Raw genomic sequence first — 21,775 nt, 5'->3', positions numbered from 1 at the left:
GTGGCACAAAGATGTATGGATACTAAATTGTAATGCTATATACAATTAACTAACCGTAAAGTTATGGGTTCAAATATTTAATTTAGCATCGAAAACGAAATTGAAGGGAAATTTTTACATGGCGGATATTATACAACTTTTACCGGATGCAGTTGCTAACCAGATAGCGGCAGGCGAAGTTGTGCAACGCCCGGCATCGGCTGTGAAGGAATTGGTGGAGAATGCCATTGATGCCGGGGCTGATAAAATACAGCTGATATTAAAGGATGCCGGCAAGGCGCTGATACAGGTAATAGACAACGGCTGCGGCATGAGCGTTACCGATGCCCGCATGTGCTTTGAACGCCATGCCACCTCCAAGATCCGCAAGGCCGACGACCTGTTTGCCATCCGTACTATGGGGTTCCGGGGCGAGGCTATGGCATCTATTGCCGCTATTGCGCAGGTTGAATTAAAAACCCGCCGGCATGATGATGAACTGGGCACCAGCATATTAATAGAAGGTTCGGAGGTGATTAAGCAGGAGCCATGCTCGTGCAATGCGGGCACCTCTATCTCCATTAAAAACCTGTTTTACAATACCCCCGCCAGGCGCAACTTTTTAAAGGGTAACCCGGTTGAAACGCGCCATATTATTGATGAGTTTCAGCGGATAGCGCTGGCTAATCCCAACGTGTTTTTTACCATGCACCACGATGGGCAGGAAGTGTACCACCTGCCGGCCGCGCCGCTGAAGCAGCGCATCATCCACCTGTTGGGCAATAATTACAACCAGCGCCTGGTGCCGGTAGAGGAAGATACATCCATTATTAAACTGCATGGCTATGTAGGCAAGCCTGAGTTTGCCCGGCGTACCCGTGGCGAGCAATTCTTTTTTGTGAACAACCGTTTTATTAAGGATGCTTATCTGAATCACGCGGTACTGACGGCGTTTGAAGAGTTACTGCCCGATGAAAGCTATCCGTTGTATGTGCTGTTCATTGACATCGATCCATCGCGCATTGATATTAACGTGCATCCTACCAAAACCGAAATTAAGTACCAGGATGATAAGGCTATTTATGCGATCATCCGCTCGGCGGTAAAACGCGCGCTGGGTAAATACAACATTACGCCAAGTCTGGATTTTGAGATCGACAACAACATCCAGCACATGATTACCCCGGTTGCGCTGGAAGACATAGTGGCGCCAAGTATCAGTTTTAACCCCAATTTTAACCCATTTATTAAGGATAACAAGGGCAGTGGTATTACCCCTGCGCCAGGTTACAGCGGCGGTTCGGGCTATCAAAAAAACGCTATCCCAACTAACTGGGATACGCTGTACGAGATCAGCAAAAAAGAAACCGACACACAACATGCACTGGATATAGAAACAGAACAGATAAGTGTTGATGAGCAGTTGGTGAACAAACCCAGCGAGCGGCAACTGTTCCAGATCCATAACCGGTTTATCCTGTCGCAGATCAAATCGGGCTTTATGCTGATCAGTCAGCAAGCCGCGCACGAACGGATCTTATACGAACGGTTTTTGCACCAGCTGGAAAACCACTCGGGCGTAAGCCAGCAAAGCCTGTTCCCCCAAACGGTGACGCTCAACAGCAGCGATTTTGAATTATTGAAAGAGCTGTTGCCAGATATCCGCGCCCTGGGTTTTGATATCCGCGAGTTTGGCCCAAACAGTGTAGTGGTGGATGGCGTTCCCGCCGATTTGAACAGCAGCAGCGAACATGCCCTGCTGGAGCATTTACTGGAAGGCTTTAAAAACAACATGGCCATTTTAAAGTTGGATAAACGGGATAACCTGGCCCGTGCGCTGGCCCGAAACGCGGCCATTAAAGCAGGTACATCGCTATCTTTAGAAGAAATGAATGTGCTGATAGACCAGCTTTTTGCCTGCCAGATGCCTAACCTGGCGCTGAACGGCAAACCGGTGATCAGTACCTTTAATATGAATGAATTATTAGACCGGTTTGAGAAATAACCGAAGGTTTTATTATATATATGATACAAAATCCATTTGCCAACCTAACGCCGGTTGTAAAAAACCTGCTGATCATTAATGTTATATTTTATATAGCCTCCTATGTTTTAGGCCATGCCGGCATTTTGAATATGGACCGATGGTTGGCTGCATATTATCCCGATTCGCCCAACTTTAGATTATGGCAAATTGTGAGTTACATGTTTATGCATGGCGGCTTGTGGCATATCCTGTTTAATATGATCGCGCTGGTTTCATTTGGCCCAATTATAGAACAAACCATAGGAGAAAAAAGGTTTTTAAGCTTTTATTTTATATGTGGTATTGGCGCGCTATTTTGCCAAATACTGGTACAGGCTTTTGAGGTGCATGCCATTACGGGGCATTTAACCATCCCCGGTATCAATTCGGAAAATATGGCTACTTATCAGCCTTATATGGGCTATCCCGAAGCAAAGGTTATGAAATTAGCGGGCATTTATAACAGCGGTCTGGTTGGCGCATCAGGCGCGGTATTTGGGGTACTGATTGCCTTTGCCATGCTTTATCCTAATTTAGAGTTGATGGTGATGCCTATCCCGGTGCCTGTTAAAGCCAAGTTTTTAGTGCCTATTTATATTGTTATTGAATTGGTTTTAGGCGTAGGCCAGTTTGCCGGCGATTCTGTAGCGCATTTCGCGCACTTAGGCGGGGCCCTTGTTGGATTTATTGTCATAAAAGCATGGGGATATCATCAACGGGACAACTTTTATTAAATTGAAGGGTTATATTTACTACAGCATAATTACATGAGCACCTTGTGGAAAGATATCCGTTATAAAATGCTGCACTCGGGCAGTAAGCTTGGGCTGCTTATTGGTATTAATATCATTGTGTTCTTAGTGATATCGGTCCCGCCGGTTTTTGAGCAGTTGTTTTTTAGAAGCAACCATATCGGGGCGTTTATAGATGAATATTTTGAGCTGCCCGCGCATTTAAAAACACTTGCCACGCACTTTTGGACGCCCCTTACCTATATGTTTATGCATAGCGGGGTTTTGCATATCCTGTTTAATATGCTATGGCTTTACTGGATGGGGCAGATATTTGAAGAATACCTGGGTAACAAGCGCACGGTTACCTTATATATTTTAGGCGGGCTTGCCGGGGCCTTGTTTTTTATAGCAGGCATTAACCTGATCCCGTTTTTTGCTGATGCCGGGTGGCAAAGTGCAACCGTTGTAGGCGCATCGGCCAGTGTAATGGCCATTGTGATTGCTACTGCTACACTATTGCCCAATTACGAGATATTTTTAATGTTCCTGGGGCCGGTTAAACTAAAATGGCTGGCCCTGTTTTATGTGGTTATTGATTTTTTAGGTACGGTTGGCCCAAATGCCGGTGGCGAACTGGCGCACTTAGGCGGCATCCTTATCGGCTTTGTTTATATTAAACAATTACAAAAAGGAAACGATTGGAGTAAACCAATTAATCAGATTTTTATACCCAAAACCAAAATAAAAGTTGTGGCAGGTGGTGGTAACGACGATAAAAGATCATCGTTACCCAGGCAGGATGAGGTTGACCGTATACTGGATAAAATATCGCAAAGCGGATACGATAGTTTAAACAAACAAGAAAAAGAAACCCTTTTCCGCGCCAGCAATAATGACCGGTAAAAAAAACGGCCTTACCTTTTTTGATAAATTAATGCTGTGGCTTAATTATGCCCTGGCCGCCGCTTTGCTTATTGGTTACCTGGCGCCGGTGGTTGACCCGCGTAAGCTGTGGATCATTGCTTTTTTTGGACTGGCCTATCCCCCTGTTTTTTTAGCGAACCTGCTGTTTATTGTTTACTGGTTGTTTAGAAGAAGCCGGTGGGCTTTGTTATCATTAGTTTGTATCCTGATCGGGTGGAAAACCCTGAATAGTAACATAGGGCTTAGGCTGCCGGTTAAAAAAGTAGAACATAGGGATAGCGGCATGCTGCGCGTAATGAATTATAATGTGCATATGTTTAAAATTTACGGCAGTATTAACGATGTAGTAACTAAACATACTATACTTGAATTGATAGGGCACGAACAGCCCGATATAATTGGCTTCGAAGAGTTTTTTTCCAGAAAAAAAGGCGAATACGCCCTTGTTGATTCTATCAAAAACGTGCTAAAAACCGATCAATGCTATTTTCAACCTTTTATGTCTAATGATTTTGAGGGAATTGGCATGGCGGTTTTTTCTAAATATCCAATTGTAAACAAAGGCATTGTGTGGCTAAATCAGGAACATAAAAACCTAAATCAGTGTATTTATATTGATGTTAAAAAGAACAACAAAATCATACGCATGTATGTCATCCACCTGCAGTCTATCAGTTTTGATCCGCAGGATTATAAATCTTTTGTAGACGCATCAAAACAAGGCAAGGCAGATATGCATGGGTTTCGCCGTATTGGGAGTAAATTAAAACAAGCCTTTTTAAGCCGCAGCCAGCAGGTGACTATATTTAAGGAGCATATATCAGGCTGTCCCTATCCTTATATGATTATCGGCGATTTTAACGATACCCCTTCTTCGTACGCGGTAAATCAAATGTCAAAAGGCTTAAAAAATGCTTTCAGGGAAAAAGGATCGGGCCTGGGGCGCACCTATAACGGCGATGTCCCCAATTATCAGATAGATTATATTTTAACCAGCCAGCAATTTGATGTGCTTACTTATGGGGTTATCCGTAAAAAAGCATCCGACCATTATCCGGTGTATAGTGATCTGCGGTTAAGACCATAGCCGATGGCCCATAGTCCATAGTTTTCGTATCGTAAAAATTGTCATGGTCTATGGACTATCGGCCATGGACCACCTCGCACTAATTAGAAAATTCTGTAAGTTTGCGCACATGGAACAAAATATATTTGTTTACAATACTTTAACCCGTACTAAAGAATTATTTAAGCCGCTTAATGCCCCTAATGTAGGCATGTATGTGTGCGGCCCAACTGTTTACAGCGATGCCCACATGGGGAATTGCCGTACCTATATATCTTTCGATCTGATTTTCCGCTATCTGAGCCATGTTGGTTACAAGGTGCGTTATGTGCGTAATATTACCGATGCCGGCCACCTGGAAGGCGATGCTGACGAAGGCGAGGATAAAATTTCCAAAAAAGCCAAACTGGAACAGCTGGAGCCTATGGAAATTGTACAGCAGTATACCGTCGGGTTCCATGATGTGATGCGCGAGTTGAACACCTTGCCGCCAAGTATTGAACCAACGGCTACCGGCCATGTGATTGAACAAATAGAACTGGTGAAAGAGATATTAGCGCGCGGCTATGCTTATGAGGTTAACGGCTCGGTTTATTTTGACGTGGAGAAATATAACACCACCCAGAATTACGGCATTTTAAATGGCCGCAACCTGGACGACCTGCTCACCAACACCCGTAATCTGGGCGGACAGGATGAAAAGCGCGGCAAGCTTGATTTTGCCCTGTGGATAAAAGCCAAACCCGAGCACCTGATGAAATGGCCATCGCCCTGGGGTGTGGGTTTCCCGGGCTGGCACCTGGAATGCTCGGCCATGAGCAATAAGTATTTAGGCCATAAATTTGATATCCACGGTGGCGGTATCGATTTGGTGCCAACGCACCATACTAACGAGATTGCGCAAAACGTGGCCAGCTGCGGCCAAAACCCGGCCACCTATTGGGTGCATACCAATATGCTGACGGTTAACGGGCAAAAAATGTCAAAATCCTTAGGCAACAGTTTCCTCCCGCACGAATTGTTTAGCGGCAATAACAAAATTCTGAACAAAGGCTACAGCCCCATGACGGTGCGCTTTTTTATGCTGCAGGCGCATTACCGCAGCACGCTGGATTTTGGTAACGAGGCGATGGAGGCATCAGAAAAAGGCTTTAAACGCCTGATGAATGCCTTTGGCCTGCTGGATGGCCTGAAGGCATCGGCAGCTAACGAGGTTGATATAGCAGCCCTGCAACAGCGCTGCTATGATGCCATGAACGATGACTTTAACAGCCCGGTATTGATTGCCGAATTATTTGAAGCATCGCGCATTATTAATTCGATACATGATGGTAAGCTGAAAATTGATGCTGCCAACCTGCAATTATTGAAGGATATGATGCAAAACTTCCTGGTAGATGTTTTGGGTTTAAAAAACGAAATAGCTGCCAACGATGATCTGCCTAAAGTAATGGATATGATAGTAGACCTGCGCGGCGAGGCTAAGCGCAACAGCGATTATGCCACATCAGATAAAATAAGGGACGGGTTGCAAAAAATAGGTTTCCAGCTGAAGGACAGCAAGGATGGGACTACCTGGAACAAGATGTAATTAGCCTATAGTAAAGCACAAAGGGCGGGATATTATATACCCCGCCCTTTGTGCTTTACAGCTATTATAATCCGTTATAATAATCAAACAACTGCTTTAAACTTTCGTCGTTTTTAAAGTTTACCTTATTGGTTTTAAGGTAACTATCTATTTGCGCGGCTTTATCGGCCATTATTTCTAAAATTGCTTTTTTGTCGGGTTTAAGCAAATTCATTTGATCATCCTTTAATACATAGTAAGCTTCGATAGCTATATATTCCCGGGTTGTTGCATTAGTTCCGTAGGTTTTATTTTCCTGAATGCGTTTGGCATAATGCTTTAACAATTTTACTTTTCCGGCTGATATTACTTCATAATATGAGTTTTTGCCTTGCGCGCCAATAGCGGGAAAGCCATTTGCAAATGTTTTATGATTGATGGTAAATGTTTTAACCGGATCAGCAAAATTCATGGGCACGTCATCCTTGCCGGCAAATACCGGTATGTCGTTTTTTAGGTCGTATTTAAGCTTAATGTTGTTGTATGTCCCTTTTTCAACGCTTACGGATCCAATCGCCCAGCTATCCGCCATATAAGGTGAACCGTCAACCCCTTCATCCTTGTTTTCTTTAATGGCCTTACCTTGTATATCCTGGTAAAATTGCGCCTTTGCGGTAATACTTGCGGTAAACAACCCGATGGTTAGTACTAACCGAATAAAACTTTTCATATATAAAATGTATTTAGTTTCCCGAAAACTACTCATTTATATATAGCCAGTTGCAGGATAAGCATCCTGTGAAAATAATAGTCAGCTAAATATACAAAATTTTAAATACAGCAGATAGGTTGTAATTAATAACCTTAAAAAGGCCTGCACTATAAGGAGGGTTTAAAATAAATGATCGCACCAGGCGTTAAAACATCCGGGATATAAACACCCGTACCGCAAACAAGCCCGGCAAACATTTGTTATACTGGCGGTATTAAGCAAATGCTTTTGTAATAACATTTGCAGCTTAAAATTTATTATTAAATTGCCACACAAAATCTATAAAAACAAACAAACGCATACATCCCGGTAAAAACGGATAGTATATGATGCTATACCGTATGCAATTCAATAAACAAACATAGTCCTGAAAATGAAACGATTTATCCTATCTGCAACCGCATTGATCTTTTGCAGCACACTCCTGTTAGGCCAAAAACCCCCGATAGCTAAAATATCTACTGTGGTAAGCGCCGAGGAAAATTTTAATAAACTGGTTGCCAAAAAGGGAATTAAAGACGGGTTTTTAGCCGTTGCCGATCCCGAGGGGATTGTTTTTAAACCCGATGCCAAAAAAATAACAGAATTTTACGGCAGTATTGATAAACAACCCGGCACGTTAATCAGTAAGCCAAAATTCGCGCGGATCTCTGCCAATGGCGACCTTGCTTTTACTGCAGGTCCATACGTATACCAGAATGGCAAAAGCGACGATGATAAAGTTTATGGCGATTACGTTTCTATTTGGCATAATGATGGCGAAAACGGCTTAAAGCTGCTGATTAATTTAGGCATACAGCACCCCGAGCCCGAAGGAGCGGTTATGACCGATTTTAAAGAACCCGATACCGCAAAGCATAAAGCAGCCAGTAAAGACCCGTTTGCCGGCAAAAAAGTAATATTAGATTACGACAAAACCTTTAACTACTCGCTCAGCAGATCGGCGCTGGCCACCTACAAAGAGTTTTTAAGTCCCGAAGGCCGCTATTATTTCCCCGGCTTTGAGCCAATGACCGGCATTGATAAAACCATGAAGTTCCTGGATAATGAAGCGATCAGCATTAGTGCCGAAACGGTGAATGCCGGGCGGGCAACCAGTAATGATCTGGCTTATAGCTATGGTACCGCACGCATAAAAAAGGGCAATATTGTAAGCAACTATAATTATGTGCGCATTTGGGAAGTAGACGCTCAGCATAAATGGAACGTTTTGCTCGAGATTTTTTCGGCAGTTGAGAAATAAAAATGGCTTTAGGGCCTTTTGGTAAAACCAGGTAAGGTATTTATCCCTAAAAAAGCAGATTGCAGGATTTTAAACCCCCTGTAACCTGCTTTTTTTTATTTGCAACGCTTTTTTTATTATATTTTGAAAAATATTTATTAATTTTTTCGGTGTTTTGTGGAAAACACTTCATAAATTACCATAATTTTATAAAAACAGGGTTTAATTATATGCAGGAATCAGGCTATTTTAATAAGTACAACGCTATTGATGGCGTTTGGGACGAAATGTTTGGCGCTGATTCCAATATCCGCAATCATTACAGCAAGGTGATCAATTACCTGTCGCTGGAATCGCCGGATGAGCTGAACAAAAAAGAAGAGCTGGCCAAACGCTTATTCATGAGCCAGGGCATCACCTTTACGGTATACAACAGTGGCGAAGGGATCGAAAAGATCTTCCCGTTCGATATCATACCCCGTATTATTACTGCCGCCGAATGGGAGTTTGTAGAAAGGGGTATCAAGCAGCGCCTAACCGCGCTTAACCTTTTCCTGAAGGATGTGTATCATAACCAGTTTATTATTAAGGACGGGATAGTCCCCATTGATATTATATACTCGTGCCCGCACTTTTTGCGCGAGATGTACCAATTGCAGGTGCCTTATGATATTTATGTGCATATAGCCGGTATCGACCTGATCCGCGATCATGACGGAACGTTTTATGTGCTGGAAGATAACCTGCGCACCCCATCGGGCGTAAGCTATATGCTGGAGAACCGCGAGATCACCAAGCGCTTGTTCCCCGACCTGCTGCCGCAATGCAATGTGCGCAGCGTGACCGAATATCCGGCCTTACTGTATAAAAACCTGCTGGCGCTATCGCCAAGGCCGGTAAGCAACCCAACTATAGTATTGCTGAGCCCGGGGATATATAACTCGGCCTACTTTGAGCATACCACTTTGGCCCGCCTGATGGGTGTTGAACTGGTGGAAGGCCGCGATTTGGTAGTGGATAACCACAAGGTATACATGAAAACCACCAACGGTTTGCAGCAGGTAGATGTGATCTATCGCCGGGTGGATGATGAGTATTTAGACCCGCTGGTATTTAACCCCACCAGTATGCTGGGTGTAGCCGGGTTAATGGGCGCCTACCGCAAAGGGAACGTGGCTATTGTAAATGCTATTGGTAACGGCGTGGCCGATGATAAAGCAGTATATGTATATGTGCCGGCCATGATCAAGTATTACCTGAACGAAGAACCGATCCTGAAAAACGTACCGACCTACCAGTTGGGCAATGCCGACGAAAAGGAATATGTGTTTGCCAACATCAATAAAATGGTGGTGAAAAAAACCAACGAAAGCGGCGGTTACGGGATGCTGATGGGCCATGCATCAACCGAAGAGGAAATTGACGATTATAAAAAGGAAATATTAAAAGCCCCGCGTAATTTCATCGCGCAGCCAACCATCAGCCTTTCGGCATCGCCATGCTATATCCAGGGCGAACTGGCCCCAAGGCGGATAGACCTGCGCCCCTATGCGCTATGCGGGCCAAACGGTATTGAAATAGTACCTGGCGGACTGACCCGGGTAGCGCTGAAGGAAGGATCGCTGGTGGTAAACAGCTCGCAGGGCGGTGGCAGTAAGGATACCTGGGTGCTGGGAGAATAGGATGTCGATGGTCCATAGTCGATGGTCCATGGAAAAACGACAAGGGTCCTTATTGGGCCGCGATAAAAATTGTTAGAATAGCAAATCACTATGGACTATGGACCATGGACTATGGACTAAAAAATGTTAAGCAGAGTAGCAGCAAGTTTATATTGGAGTAGCCGTTATGTTGAGCGTAGCGATGGGTTATTGCGCATGCTGAAGATCAACTACGCGTCATCGCAGGATGCTGTGCAGGATTTTACCTGGGACCCGATGATGCGCCTGTATGCCGGTGAGGGGGATGAAGATATGGCTGCCCAATTGGGCAACGATAGCCGCGCGGTGCTGAAGTATATGATCATATCAAAGGATAATCCTAACTCCATCCTTAATATTATTACCCTGGCCCGCGAAAATGCCCGCGGTGTGCAGGAACACATTACCAAGGATCTGTGGCAATGCCTGAACGAATATTATCATACCGTAAAAGATCCCAAACTGGAACGCATGCTGCAGCGCGAAGACCCGATCAGCACGCTTGATATATTGATAAAGCAGGTAATGCTTTATTACGGAACGGTAGAGATCACGATGGAGCGCGGCGAAGGCCGCAGCTTTATGAATATTGGCAAATACCTGGAGCGGGCCATCCAGTCGGTTGATATTTTGGACACCAAATTTAATACCCTGAACGATAACCCCGATCTGCTGACCGATACCACCTACTGGAAGCACTTATTGCTATCCATCGGCGGGTATGAACTGTATTTGAAAACCTATCGCTCGGGTTTCGAGGCTAAAAATGTTTTAGAACAGGTAGCCCTGAATAACGATTTCCCCCGCTCGGTTATTTACGCGGTGAACCATATTCAGCGCTATTTCGACCGGTTGAAGGGCGATCATGAGCGCGATGATTTCCGTAAAATGTCGTTCCAGATAGGCCGCCTGCAAAGCCGTATTAAGTATAGTTCGGTAACCAGTATCCGGGCCGAAGGATTGCATCCCTATCTTACCCAGATCAGGACCGAGCTGTATGGGATAGGCAATGCCCTGAACGAGAATTATTTTGCCAATTCCTGACCGTTATAAATTATTTGAACCATGCCCGAATTTAAAATACAGCACATTACCAAATATACTTATGAAGGTTTGGTGCGCGATAGCGCCAACCAGATTATCCTGTATCCTTTGCAGGATGCTTACCAGGATGTGCTGAAGCAGGAACTGATGATTACCGGCGACCCGGTTATTGATACCTATGTTGATTATTATGGCAACCAGGTGGGCAGCTTTACGCACCGCGATCCGCATAGCCAGCTGATCATTAATTCGCAAATATGGGTTACTACCAAGCACCGCCCCTTGCCGGTTAACGATATATTCCCCGAGCAGCAGTGGAAAGATTACGAGCGCCTGCGTTATATTGTGCCCTACATTGATTTTTTGAAGCAGGAGTATTTTAACGGGCAGTCCGAATTACTTAAAATTGTTAAAAGCGAATTAAAAAAAGAAGATACCCCCTACCAGGCCATCCTGCGCTTTTGCCAATATATATATGATAATTTTGAATATATAAAAGGCGTAACCACGGTTGAAAGCACCCTGGATGATGTTTGGAAACTAAAAGCCGGTGTTTGCCAGGATTTTGCCCATATCCTGATGGTGATGCTGCGCCTGATTAATATCCCTGCCCGTTATGTAAGCGGTTACATTTGCCCTAACCACAATGGTATGCGCGGCGAGGGCGCTACCCACGCCTGGGCCGAAGCCTACCTGCCCGATTACGGCTGGCTGGGTATAGACCCTACAAACAACGTAGTAGCTAACGAAACCCACGTACGCCTGGCAGTAGGCCGTAACTTCTCAGATTGTTCGCCGGTTAAAGGTACTTATAAAGGCCCGTACGGGCATAAACTGGAGGTTGCTGTATCAGTAGGCTATAATAAGGAAAACCCATCAGGCAGCGGAGAACTCTCCGAGATCTTTGATGAACCGGTTATTAAACACCCCGCCCCTGATTTCTCTAAAAACAGCTATCAGCGGTATATGGAGATGATCCAGCAACAGCAGCAACAACAGCAGTAATCCCAAATGTCATTGCGAGGTACGAAGCAATCGCACACCCAAAGAGCAGTCTTGTATAGTTCGCGATTGCTTCGTACCTCGCAATGACAGATCGAGCGTAGGGTGTCATGGTGAGCTTGTCGAACCATGGTGGGCCATCGCACGCACCCTTCGACGGGCTCAGGGTGACAGCCCGCTTTGTCATCCAATCTTCAATGCCGGGGGCTGATAAATCACAATGACAAAAGCCCATTATTACTGCACCCTATTCCCGCCGGCGCCACCACCCGTCTGATCATCCGGATTACCGTTATCATCGGGGCTGCCGTCTTTCTTATCCTTTTTCTTCTTCTTGCTGCCATCATCGGGCGCTGAGCCGAAGCGGTAGGAAAGGGTGACCAGCATGGTGCGGGTTTGGAAACGGCGAACTGATTCGGAATGGATACTTGCCGTACCGGCGGTATAATCCGTTGTCGCGCCAAATTTGCGACTGTTAAATATATCGCGGATGCTGGTACTCACGTTAAGGGTTTTAGTCAGATCGTACTTCAGGCCGCCGTCCAGTCCGTACATAGCCCGCTGACGGCCCTGGCTAATTACCTGTGGCGCGTTATAATCGCCGCGCAGTTGTATCCCCAGCTTTTTAACCGGTTTAATATTGGCCGTCAGGTTACCGTTCCACGCAAAGCCCGATGATGCCTTTAAATCAAACTGCGGTGCCGCCTGCAAATAGCTGTAGTAAGCATTTACGTTGGCCGTAATATCAATATTTTGTGTCGCGTTAACCCGGGCTATCAACTCAAAGCCGCCATTTTGCGAACTGCTTATATTTTCGGAGTGTAATACCACGATGGTGGTTGAACCATTGTACGGGGTGCGGATACGCTGAATATTATCATTGGTTAAACGATAATAAAGCGATGATGTCAGCGTCAGTGTTTTCCAGTAGTTAATGTAACTCATCTCAAACGAGTGGGTATCCTCGGGCTTTAAATTAGGGGTGCCCTGCTGATAACTGTAAGGGTCGCTTTTATCCAGGAAAGGGTTGATCTGCCTGTCGCGAGGGCGGCTGACACGGCGGGTGTAGCTAAGCTGCAGTGTTTGGTTTTCGCTGAGCTTCTCGCTTAAAAACAAGCTGGGGTAGATCCTGAAATAATCCTGTGTATGGCGTTCGTTATTATCGCGCAGCAGGGTACGGATGTTGGCGTCCTCTAAACGCAGGCCGCCCTGTATGCCAAACTTGCCAAACTGCTGCTGGTAGTTACCATAAACGGCATGAACCTGCTCCTGGTATAAAAAATGATTGGTCAGGTTTAAATCGGGCACATAGATGTTCGAAGTATTCAAACTATCTACATCGTTGTTATTATTATTCTCGCTGAAGGTGCTGCGGTACCCGGTTTCCAGTTTATTGTTGTGGCTGAGCGGAAGGGTGAAATCGGCCTGTAAGTTTAAATTGTGGCCATTCTCGCCATTGGCATTGGTTTGCAGGCGTTGCCTTGATGAAGGCGGCAGGTAGTAATTATACAAAATGGTCTGCAAATCGTTGGCCGATTCCTTACCGGTAGAATAGCCTATGTTGGCGGTTAGCTCCTCTCCCTGCTTTTTGTACTTGTGGCTAAAATCGGCATTGTAATCAAAGTTACTGTTACCCGTACTGTACGAACTGGCGTTTTGATCGGTTTGCTGCGTTAACGCGCCAGCGCTGTTGCGGATACTGGTATTACCATACTGAAAGCGGTTACGGTTACGCAAATTAGCATTACCGTTAAAGCTTAAGGTGGTTTTAGGATCAACGTTGATATCGATACCGGCCCTGATATTGCTGCCGTTAAAATTAAAGCTTTGATCGGCTATCTGGTTTTGAGAGCCGGAGCCGTTAACCGGGTCGAAGATGGTACGGTTGGTATAGCCGTTGCCGGTACGGTTTGCCTTGCGGTAGCTGTAGTTAGCATACAGGTTAATAGCCTGGGTTTGATAAGCCAGGTTAAAGTTGCCGTTGTAGGTATTTTGGTTGCCTGCGGATAATGATGCCGAGCCGTTCCACCCTAAACGCGCGTTCTTTTTAAGAATGATATTGATAAGGCCCGACTGCCCCTCGGCATCGTATTTTGATGATGGATTAGTGATCACCTCGATGCTCTCGATAGCGCTGGCGGGGATGGATTGCAGGATATCGGCCATACTGCCGCCGGTTAAGGCCGAAGGCTTACCATTGATGAGTACCCGCACATTGCTGGTGCCGCGCAGATTTAAATTGCCATCCACATCTACCTGTACCGACGGTACGTTGGCCAGTAAATCTGTTGCCGAACCTCCCTGGCTCACCAGGCTTTGGTCAACACTAAAAACCTTACGGTCTATCCCCAATTGGATATTGCTGCGCTGCGCCTTAACAGATACTTCTTTCAGCGCGCCTTTTATTTGTTTTAGCTTAATATTAGTTAAAGTATATACCCTTTTTTTAGCATCGATCAGGATACTGTCTTTAGTATAAGTGCCATAGCCTACATAGGTGGTGCGCAAAAGGTAAAACCCATCGGCAATATTGTCCAGTTTAAAATTACCCTGCAAATCGGTTTGGATACTTTTGGCGGGCAGGTTGTCGGCTTTTTTAATTAAAGCTACTGTAGCAAATTCAAGCGGCTGGTTAGTGGCGGCATCAACCAAACGGCCCGATACCGAACCCTTAGCAGCGGCGCCCTGCTGTGCAAAAGCAGTAGCGGCCGAACATAAAAACACAACAGCAAACAGGTTTAGGGCATACTTTATACTCATACCGCAAAAATCAGTGTTTAAGCCCTATTTTCGCTGCCGGTTTTTGTAACTTTATTGCTAAGCAGGACAGTTGACGGTAAGTTTTTTATTACGATTTTCTAAATGTGCAAATATGCGAATGTGCAGATATGCAAATGATTTAGTTAATTAATACATTAATTCCTAAATATGCACATCTGCATATCCACGCATCTGCACATTACCCCCCCCCTGCATTTGCATATCTGCACATTCGCACATCTGCATATTCACTGTTTCCAGCGGAAGCTTTTAATCATCACCTCCACATCCTTTTTTACAAAATCCAGTACGGGTTGTATGGAGTCCATACGGGGCTGAGTGTTAAAGTAGAGCGCGCCGCGGATATAGTGCTCGGTACTATCTGTCAGGTAAAACTGTGCCGAAGAAGCTACGTTGCCATCAATGGTATAATATACGCCGTATACTCTGTAAAAAGGTTCGCGGATGGTGCCCTGGTCTATCGACGTGGCTTTAACCGTATGTTTTGAGGCCAGCTTATAGGCGTCCTCTATCAGCATATCAAACATTTTTTTAGAGGTGATATGTTCGTAGCTTAAATGCAGTGTTCCGTTAAACTGGGGGAACTGCATATTCAGCCAACAGGGTTTGGCCCCGGCCTTCAGATCGGGTTCAATTACGGCGTATTTGGGGTACCTGAAAATAACCGGACAGCCGCCGGTATATTCCTGGTATTCTTTTTTAGGAAATTCGATACGGAAATAACCCCGTGGCTTGGGCGAATAATCGTGACCGCCGCAGCCGCAGAGGAAGCCGGCCAGCACCATCAGCAGCAGCCATTTCACTGGGTAACTTCGTTTGATTTCCATATCTCCCATGATTTCTCGGCTTGCAGGATCAGCATCTCGAAGCCATTTTTGGTGGCCGCGCCGCGCTCGTGCCCCTGCTTTAAAAACAGCGTTTGTTCGGGGTTGTAGATCAGGTCGTACAGTAAATGGTGCTCGGTAATATATTCATAAGGAATAGGCGGGCACTCATCTACATTGGGCGATGTACCCAGTGGCGTAGTATTAATGATGAGCGTATGCTCCTCCATCATTTTTTTGGTCAGGTCTTTAAACAGCACATGGTCGCGGCCCGGTTTGCGGGTTACCAAAATGTAGTCAATTTCCAGTTTATCCAGTACACATTTAACCGCCCTTGCCGCCCCGCCATTGCCCAGCAGCAAAGCTTTTTTATGGTGCTTTTTCAACAGTGGTTTCAGCGAATGCTCGAATCCGTAAACATCGGTATTAAAGCCCTCCAGCTTAAAATCGTGGTCCTGTATGCCCACCTCGCCGCTGAAGGCCGCCAGCACCGGGCTTTCGGCGGTGATACGGATACAGTTTACCGCACCAACTTCTTTAGCCTCATCGCTTATCCAATCCATATATCTAACGATCCCGATTTTATGCGGAACGGTTACATTCAGCCCGCACAGTTTGGGGTTAGCCCAAAGCAGTTCGGGGAAATCGCTCAGGTGTTTCAGTTCAAAAAGCTCGTATACATGGTCGTCAATATGCTCTTTTTTAAACTTTTCGGTAAAGTATTTACGCGAGAACGAATGCGTGAGCGGATAACCAATAAGCCCGTAATGTTTCATGCTGTAATAATAACAAAAACAAAGGAACGGTTTAAAAAAGGGATGAAAGAATTTGCGGGGTTAGATAACCATAGCATATGCTGGCGCCTTACGCTGGCGCAAGTTTAAGGGCAGCCTGTGTGATGGCTTAACTTGTGCCTGGGGATGTTTGAAGTCTAAGACTTCCGTAATACGCCACCACAGGTTACGCTAAGCTAAACCTGCGGGAGTATTGGGTACTATTTAAAAACAAAAGCCCCGGCCAACAGCCAGGGCTTTCAGAATTTATTAACACTAAAGCTTAACGCAATTGGAAAGCATTGTTAAACTTGCTGCCATCGGGGTTAATGCCCGATAGTACCAATATCCCGCGGCGGTTGCTGGCGGTTAACGCTTTGTCAATGTCTTCAACGGTGTTTACGGGCGCTTTGTTAACGCTGGTAATGATAGACCCGCTGGCTAAACCCAATTCATCAAACATACCACCTTCGGTAACGCTGGTTACTATTACACCCGATGTTACGCCGTGCTCTTGTTTTTGTGCCGGGGTTAAGGCGCGGAAGTTAGCGCCTAATTTTTTAAACAACTCCTGGCTACCAGTTGCAGCCAGTGCGGTGTTGATTGCGGCTTCGCCTTTCAGGGTTACCACAAAGTTTTTCTCGCTGTTATCACGGTTAACGGTAATCTTTACCTTATCGCCCGGCTGCATGCGGCCTACGTGCTCGGTCAGGTCAGATGATTCGGTTACCAGGGCACCGTCTACCTTAGTAATGATATCGCCCGATTTGATACCGGCACTTTCGGCACCGCCACCGCTTACTACTTTATCAACGTACAGGCCAATGGTTTTGTCTTTTACACCCACAGCTTCGGCCTGGTCGGTATTGCTCAGGTCAACATAAGTTACACCTAAATAACCGCGTTTAACCGAGCCATATTGTTTTATATCATTCAACACTTTTTTGGCCAGGTTAACCGGCACGGCAAAGCCATAACCTTCGTATGATCCGCTGCGTGATGCAATGGCCGAGTTGATCCCGATCAGTTCGCCTTTGGTGTTTACCAAAGCGCCGCCGCTGTTGCCGGGGTTAATGGCCGCATCGGTTTGGATAAATGATTCGATAGCCGAATTGGTTTTTGGCTGTTTAGGCGCGTTGCGCGATGGCGAGAAGAAATTGTTGTCGTCGTCATCGTTATCCTGCGTACCAATAATATTGATACCACGGCCCTTAGCGCTTACAATACCGGCCGTAACAGTTGATGTTAAGTTGAAGGGGTTACCCACAGCCAATACCCACTCGCCTACGCGCACATCATCGCTGTTGCCTAATTTAACAATAGGCAGGTTGGTAGCGTTCACTTTAATCAGGGCCAGGTCGGTGTTAGGGTCGCGGCCAATCACTTTAGCTTCCAGGATCCGGTGATCGTTGGTGGTCACCTGTATTTTTTCGGCCTTGTCCACCACGTGGTTGTTGGTTACGATATAACCATCAGGCGAGATGATCACCCCCGAACCCGATGCCTGCGGCGCACGCATTTGCGGCCTTTGTCCGCGGGGGGCACGCTGACCGAATAACTGGCCAAACATATCTTCCATAGAACTGCCGCCTTGCGAAGCTGCATAGGTGGTGCGGATATAAACTACCGCCGGTGTTACAGCCGCGGCCGCCTGGGTAAAATCAACTTCGCCTGCAGATGAGGTGATGTTTGATGCTACGGGGTTACTGGCGAAATAAACTTTTTGTTTTTCTTCGAAACTCAAGCCATCATTATACTTGGTCTCAATAATTTTATAGCCTCCAATGGCTAAGGCACCGCCAACAAACGCGGTTAAGAGAGTTAAACCAAACTTTTTCATATTATTTTTCACTTTTCTTTTACTTAGTTTAAACAGGTTTAAATTTTCAAATTCAAATTTAATACCAATACGACTACATCAGCAACAATTAGTTAACGCCTTTTTTGTTAAAAAATGTTAAATGGACAGCAATATGTCATATATACGTGTTTGTAGGCTTGCTGTTTCGGCAAAACAGGATTATTGCTTAATATTGAATTGTGAAATTACCATTTTATAAATACCAGGGCGCGGGCAACGATTTTATCCTGATAGATAACCGCGATTTAGCTGTGGATCATCGCAACCCGGCTATGATTGCCCGTTTGTGCGACCGTCGGTTTGGTATTGGGGGCGATGGGATCATGTTTTTACAACCTAAGGAAGGCTTTGATTTTGAGATGGTTTACTATAACTCCGACGGGCAGCCCAGCAGTATGTGCGGCAACGGAGGGCGTTGTATTGTAGCCTTTGCCAAATTTTTGGGTGTAATAGATACCGAGACCGATTTTTTGGCAGTTGACGGCCCACATCATGCCAAAATTTCAGCATCGGGCGATTGGGTGAGCTTGCATATGATTGACGTGGATACCGTTAAACGCGATGCGGACTCTTATGTATTAAACACCGGATCGCCGCATTATGTGCAATTGGTTGATGGCCTGGAAACCAAAGATGTTTACCACGATGGCCACGCTATCCGTAATAACGATACCTATAAAGCACAGGGCATTAACGTAAACTTTGTTGAACCAACAGACAACGGTTACTTTGTGCGCACCTTCGAGCGCGGTGTTGAAGCCGAAACCTATGCCTGCGGAACGGGGGTTACCGCCGTAGCTTTAGCCATGGCTATCCAAAACCATCAAACCGGGAGCATTACCACCCCCATAAAAGTATTAGGCGGCAATTTGAATATCCGTTTTAATTATGATGGTGCAAAGTTCACCGATATTTACCTGGAAGGGCCGGCCAGGCAGGTGTTTCAGGGGACCGTTGATTTATAACGATGGTGTTGATTTGATTAATCGATCCACTCAAACTTAGTATACGGCACTAACACCTCAGGCACTTTAATGCCATTTTCAGTCTGATTATTCTCCAATAAGGTGGCAACAATACGCGGCAGGGCTAAAGCGCTGCCGTTTAGTGTATGGGCCAACTGGGTTTTACCTTCGGCATTGCGGTAACGCAATTTCAGGCGGTTGCTTTGGAAGGTCTCGAAGTTAGATACAGATGATACTTCCAGCCAGCGTTGCTGTGCCGCGCTCCAAGTTTCCATATCATACGTCAGGGCCGATGCAAAACCCATGTCGCCGCCGCAAAGGCGCAATACCCGGTAAGGCAGGCCTAATTGCTGAAGCAGGCTTTGCACATGGGTGCTCATCCCTTCCAGTACTTCATAAGATGTTTCGGGCTGCACTACCTGTACAATCTCCACCTTATCAAACTGGTGCAGGCGGTTTAAGCCGCGAACATGCGCACCGTATGATCCCGCTTCGCGACGGAAGCATGGGGTATAGCCGCAGTTTTTCACCGGCAGTTCGTCGGCTTTTAAAATTACATCGCGGTACAGGTTAGTGATAGGCACCTCGGCAGTAGGGATCAGGTACAGGTTATCTATACCCACATAATACATTTGTCCTTCCTTATCCGGCAGCTGACCGGTACCGAAACCCGATGCTTCGTTCACCAGCAATGGCAACATTACTTCGGCATAACCGGCTTTCTCGGCTTCATCTAAAAAGAAACTGATTAAAGCGCGTTGCAGTTTGGCGCCCTTGCCTTTATACACGGGGAAACCCGCGCCGGTAATTTTAACGCCTAATTCAAAATCAATCAGGTTATATTTTGCGGCCAGTTCCCAGTGCGGCAGGGCATTGGCAGGCAGTTCGGGTTTGTTGCCATTTTCCAGTACCACTTCGTTTTCCTCGGGCGTTAAGCCTTTGGGGACGCTGGTATGCGGCAGGTTGGGCAGCAAAACCACTTTTTGCTGCAGGGCTTCATCCACCGCGCTTAATTCTTCAGTGAACTTTTTGATATCCTCTTTCCAGGCGCTGGTTTGGCCTTTCAGGGCATCTGCTTCGCCTTTTTTACCCGTGCGCATCAGTTCGCCAATTTGCTTGGCCGAGGCATTGGCTTTAGATTGCAGCTCTTCGCTGGAGATTTGCAGCGCACGGCGTTGCTCATCTAAAGCAATGATCTCATCAACCAGGCCCGGCTGTTTAAAATTTTTTACAGCCAAACGTTCCAAAACCTGTTCCCTGTTATCGCGGATATAACTAACTTGCAGCATTATTTAATTTTTTAGGCAAAGATATAAATTAGTCCATAGTCCTTAGTCTATAGTCCTTAGTTATTTCAACGCAAACCTAATTTACTATGGACCATCGTCTATTGATCATGGACAGCGAAGCAAAATGAGCGGCAAACTCTACTTAGTACCAACACCCATCGGCAACCTGGAGGACATGACCTACCGGGCCATCCGCATTTTAAAGGAAGCCGACCTGATACTGGCCGAGGATACCCGCACATCGGCGCCCATGCTGAAGCATTTTGGTATTACGGGCCGGGTTTTCGCGCATCATCAGCATAACGAGCATCAAAGCAGCAGCGAGATCGTTAAGTTTTTGTTAGAGGGTAAAAACATCGCCCTGATATCGGACGCGGGTACGCCGGCTATTTCCGATCCCGGCTTTTTCCTGGTGCGTGAGGCTTTAAAGCACGATATCGCTATTGAATGCCTGCCGGGCGCTACGGCTTTTGTCCCGGCGCTGGTCAACTCCGGCTTCCCAACCGATCGTTTTTGTTTCGAGGGTTTCCTGCCGCTAAAGAAAGGCCGGCAAACCCGATATAAAATATTAGCCGAAGAAGACCGAACGATTATACTGTATGAGTCGCCGCACCGTTTATTAAAAACACTGGACGAAATGGCTACCCATTTTGGCGCCGACCGTCAGCTCTCGGTATCGCGCGAACTGACAAAGATGTTCGAGGAAACCGTACGCGGCACAGTAGCCGAAGTAAAAGCGTATTACGAAACGCATCCCGCTAAGGGCGAGTTTGTGCTGTGCGTGGCGGGGGTTGCGGCTAAAACGTCAAAAAATAAGTATAGTAAGGACGAGGAGGAAGATTAGAAAACGGCTTGTCATTAAACAACTTGTCATTGCGAGGAGCAGCGGGGGATTTGTGGGGTAGGGCGACGTGGCAATCTCGTAGCTAAACAGACCATCATGCAAATTAACCAATACGCGGTTTACATCATCACCAATAAAGCCAATACAGTTTTTTATATTGGCGTAACAAGTGATTTGCAGATAAGAATATTACAACATAAGAAAAAAGAATACAAAGGATTTTCAGCAAAATTTAATTGCGATAAATTGGTTTATTTTGAGCAGTATCAATGGGTACAGGATGCGATTGCGAGAGAGAAGCAATTAAAAGCCGCATCACGACAAAAGAAAATTGATTTAATTATTAATGAAAATCCGGCGTGGACTGATTTAAGTAGTGGTTGGTATGATTGACCTTAT

At 45.8% G+C, this 21,775-nt stretch carries 18 protein-coding genes; 12 read left to right on the top strand and 6 right to left on the bottom strand.

The features are described 5' to 3' along the window. Window positions 1-118 precede the first annotated feature (118 nt). The 5 genes from mutL (at window position 119) to cysS (ending at window position 6,320) form a co-directional block, all read left to right on the top strand. Window positions 119-1,984 (top strand): DNA mismatch repair endonuclease MutL, encoded by a 1,866-nt coding sequence (gene mutL, locus AC07M6_RS07290; RefSeq protein WP_494888332.1) that lies wholly within the window; start codon window positions 119-121, stop codon window positions 1,982-1,984. Window positions 1,985-2,004: 20 nt separating this feature from the next. Then, window positions 2,005-2,739 (top strand): rhomboid family intramembrane serine protease, encoded by a 735-nt coding sequence (locus AC07M6_RS07285; protein WP_494888331.1) that lies wholly within the window; start codon window positions 2,005-2,007, stop codon window positions 2,737-2,739. 33 nt (window positions 2,740-2,772) lie between these two features. Then, complete coding sequence (locus AC07M6_RS07280; protein ID WP_494888330.1) at window positions 2,773-3,642, top strand: rhomboid family intramembrane serine protease; 870 nt, start codon at window positions 2,773-2,775, stop codon at window positions 3,640-3,642. Further along, entirely contained in the window at window positions 3,632-4,750 is a 1,119-nt protein-coding gene (locus AC07M6_RS07275; protein ID WP_494888329.1) for an endonuclease/exonuclease/phosphatase family protein, read from the top strand. The genes AC07M6_RS07280 and AC07M6_RS07275 overlap by 11 nt, the downstream gene beginning before the upstream one ends. Before the next feature lie 109 nt (window positions 4,751-4,859). Further along, window positions 4,860-6,320, top strand: coding sequence for a cysteine--tRNA ligase (gene cysS, locus AC07M6_RS07270; protein ID WP_494888328.1), 1,461 nt, complete (start codon window positions 4,860-4,862; stop codon window positions 6,318-6,320). A gap of 64 nt (window positions 6,321-6,384) precedes the next feature. Here the strand turns inward: cysS and AC07M6_RS07265 are convergent, their stop codons facing one another. Next, window positions 6,385-7,029 carry a hypothetical protein gene (locus AC07M6_RS07265; RefSeq protein ID WP_494888327.1) on the bottom strand — a complete coding sequence of 215 codons (645 nt, stop codon included), beginning with the start codon at window positions 7,027-7,029 and terminating at the stop codon, window positions 6,385-6,387. Window positions 7,030-7,444: 415 nt separating this feature from the next. On the opposite strand from AC07M6_RS07265, the gene AC07M6_RS07260 reads away from it, so the two are divergent. From AC07M6_RS07260 to AC07M6_RS07245, 4 genes are all read left to right on the top strand, one after another. Next, on the top strand, window positions 7,445-8,314 hold the full coding sequence (locus tag AC07M6_RS07260; protein WP_494888326.1) for a hypothetical protein: 870 nt from the start codon (window positions 7,445-7,447) through the stop codon (window positions 8,312-8,314). 209 nt (window positions 8,315-8,523) lie between these two features. Next, window positions 8,524-9,975: a circularly permuted type 2 ATP-grasp protein gene (locus AC07M6_RS07255; RefSeq protein WP_494888325.1), complete on the top strand. Its 1,452-nt coding sequence runs from the start codon at window positions 8,524-8,526 to the stop codon at window positions 9,973-9,975. A 123-nt stretch (window positions 9,976-10,098) separates the two neighbouring features. Next, window positions 10,099-11,037: an alpha-E domain-containing protein gene (locus AC07M6_RS07250; RefSeq protein WP_494888324.1), complete on the top strand. Its 939-nt coding sequence runs from the start codon at window positions 10,099-10,101 to the stop codon at window positions 11,035-11,037. Between the two features lie 21 nt (window positions 11,038-11,058). Beyond that, window positions 11,059-12,042: a transglutaminase family protein gene (locus AC07M6_RS07245; protein ID WP_494888323.1), complete on the top strand. Its 984-nt coding sequence runs from the start codon at window positions 11,059-11,061 to the stop codon at window positions 12,040-12,042. Window positions 12,043-12,276: 234 nt separating this feature from the next. On the opposite strand, the gene AC07M6_RS07240 is transcribed toward AC07M6_RS07245, so the two are convergent. The 4 genes from AC07M6_RS07240 to AC07M6_RS07225 all read right to left on the bottom strand — a co-directional run bounded on the left by AC07M6_RS07240 (window position 12,277) and on the right by AC07M6_RS07225 (window position 18,257). Continuing rightward, complete coding sequence (locus tag AC07M6_RS07240; RefSeq protein ID WP_494888322.1) at window positions 12,277-14,799, bottom strand: TonB-dependent receptor; 2,523 nt, start codon at window positions 14,797-14,799, stop codon at window positions 12,277-12,279. A 248-nt stretch (window positions 14,800-15,047) separates the two neighbouring features. Beyond that, the gene (gene gldD, locus AC07M6_RS07235) at window positions 15,048-15,647 is read right to left on the bottom strand and encodes a gliding motility lipoprotein GldD (protein ID WP_494888321.1); all 600 of its coding nucleotides are present in this window, start codon (window positions 15,645-15,647) and stop codon (window positions 15,048-15,050) included. Further along, a complete protein-coding gene (locus AC07M6_RS07230; RefSeq protein ID WP_494888320.1) occupies window positions 15,620-16,420 on the bottom strand; it encodes a shikimate dehydrogenase family protein in 801 nt (266 codons plus the stop codon). The genes gldD and AC07M6_RS07230 overlap by 28 nt, the downstream gene beginning before the upstream one ends. A gap of 280 nt (window positions 16,421-16,700) precedes the next feature. Beyond that, window positions 16,701-18,257, bottom strand: a complete 1,557-nt coding sequence (locus tag AC07M6_RS07225; protein WP_494888319.1) for a trypsin-like peptidase domain-containing protein — start codon at window positions 18,255-18,257, stop codon at window positions 16,701-16,703. A 200-nt stretch (window positions 18,258-18,457) separates the two neighbouring features. On the opposite strand from AC07M6_RS07225, the gene dapF reads away from it, so the two are divergent. After that, complete coding sequence (dapF, locus tag AC07M6_RS07220; RefSeq protein WP_494888318.1) at window positions 18,458-19,243, top strand: diaminopimelate epimerase; 786 nt, start codon at window positions 18,458-18,460, stop codon at window positions 19,241-19,243. 17 nt (window positions 19,244-19,260) lie between these two features. On the opposite strand, the gene serS is transcribed toward dapF, so the two are convergent. After that, window positions 19,261-20,532, bottom strand: coding sequence for a serine--tRNA ligase (serS, locus tag AC07M6_RS07215; RefSeq protein WP_494888317.1), 1,272 nt, complete (start codon window positions 20,530-20,532; stop codon window positions 19,261-19,263). A 124-nt stretch (window positions 20,533-20,656) separates the two neighbouring features. Here serS and rsmI point away from each other — a divergent pair, with 124 nt between their 5' ends. Together rsmI and AC07M6_RS07205 are read left to right on the top strand one after the other, a co-directional pair. Beyond that, entirely contained in the window at window positions 20,657-21,376 is a 720-nt protein-coding gene (gene rsmI, locus AC07M6_RS07210) for a 16S rRNA (cytidine(1402)-2'-O)-methyltransferase (RefSeq protein ID WP_494888316.1), read from the top strand. A gap of 96 nt (window positions 21,377-21,472) precedes the next feature. Then, complete coding sequence (locus tag AC07M6_RS07205) at window positions 21,473-21,769, top strand: GIY-YIG nuclease family protein (RefSeq protein WP_494888315.1); 297 nt, start codon at window positions 21,473-21,475, stop codon at window positions 21,767-21,769. The last annotated feature ends 6 nt before the right edge of the window (window positions 21,770-21,775 follow it).

This window comes from Mucilaginibacter sp. GW821-FHT07H05, from assembly GCF_059418485.1.
This window is presented reverse-complemented; position numbering and strand designations above follow the sequence as displayed.

Excerpts from the sequence above, each read along its gene's own strand:
- mutL (WP_494888332.1), top strand. The coding sequence starts at position 119 with ATGGCGGATATTATACAACTTTTACCGGATGCAGTTGCTAACCAGATA.
- AC07M6_RS07285 (WP_494888331.1), top strand. The coding sequence starts at position 2,005 with ATGATACAAAATCCATTTGCCAACCTAACGCCGGTTGTAAAAAACCTG.
- AC07M6_RS07280 (WP_494888330.1), top strand. The coding sequence starts at position 2,773 with ATGAGCACCTTGTGGAAAGATATCCGTTATAAAATGCTGCACTCGGGC.
- AC07M6_RS07275 (WP_494888329.1), top strand. The coding sequence starts at position 3,632 with ATGACCGGTAAAAAAAACGGCCTTACCTTTTTTGATAAATTAATGCTG.
- cysS (WP_494888328.1), top strand. The coding sequence starts at position 4,860 with ATGGAACAAAATATATTTGTTTACAATACTTTAACCCGTACTAAAGAA.
- AC07M6_RS07265 (WP_494888327.1), bottom strand. The coding sequence starts at position 7,029 with ATGAAAAGTTTTATTCGGTTAGTACTAACCATCGGGTTGTTTACCGCA.
- AC07M6_RS07260 (WP_494888326.1), top strand. The coding sequence starts at position 7,445 with ATGAAACGATTTATCCTATCTGCAACCGCATTGATCTTTTGCAGCACA.
- AC07M6_RS07255 (WP_494888325.1), top strand. The coding sequence starts at position 8,524 with ATGCAGGAATCAGGCTATTTTAATAAGTACAACGCTATTGATGGCGTT.
- AC07M6_RS07250 (WP_494888324.1), top strand. The coding sequence starts at position 10,099 with ATGTTAAGCAGAGTAGCAGCAAGTTTATATTGGAGTAGCCGTTATGTT.
- AC07M6_RS07245 (WP_494888323.1), top strand. The coding sequence starts at position 11,059 with ATGCCCGAATTTAAAATACAGCACATTACCAAATATACTTATGAAGGT.
- AC07M6_RS07240 (WP_494888322.1), bottom strand. The coding sequence starts at position 14,799 with ATGAGTATAAAGTATGCCCTAAACCTGTTTGCTGTTGTGTTTTTATGT.
- gldD (WP_494888321.1), bottom strand. The coding sequence starts at position 15,647 with ATGGAAATCAAACGAAGTTACCCAGTGAAATGGCTGCTGCTGATGGTG.
- AC07M6_RS07230 (WP_494888320.1), bottom strand. The coding sequence starts at position 16,420 with ATGAAACATTACGGGCTTATTGGTTATCCGCTCACGCATTCGTTCTCG.
- AC07M6_RS07225 (WP_494888319.1), bottom strand. The coding sequence starts at position 18,257 with ATGAAAAAGTTTGGTTTAACTCTCTTAACCGCGTTTGTTGGCGGTGCC.
- serS (WP_494888317.1), bottom strand. The coding sequence starts at position 20,532 with ATGCTGCAAGTTAGTTATATCCGCGATAACAGGGAACAGGTTTTGGAA.
- rsmI (WP_494888316.1), top strand. The coding sequence starts at position 20,657 with ATGAGCGGCAAACTCTACTTAGTACCAACACCCATCGGCAACCTGGAG.
- AC07M6_RS07205 (WP_494888315.1), top strand. The coding sequence starts at position 21,473 with ATGCAAATTAACCAATACGCGGTTTACATCATCACCAATAAAGCCAAT.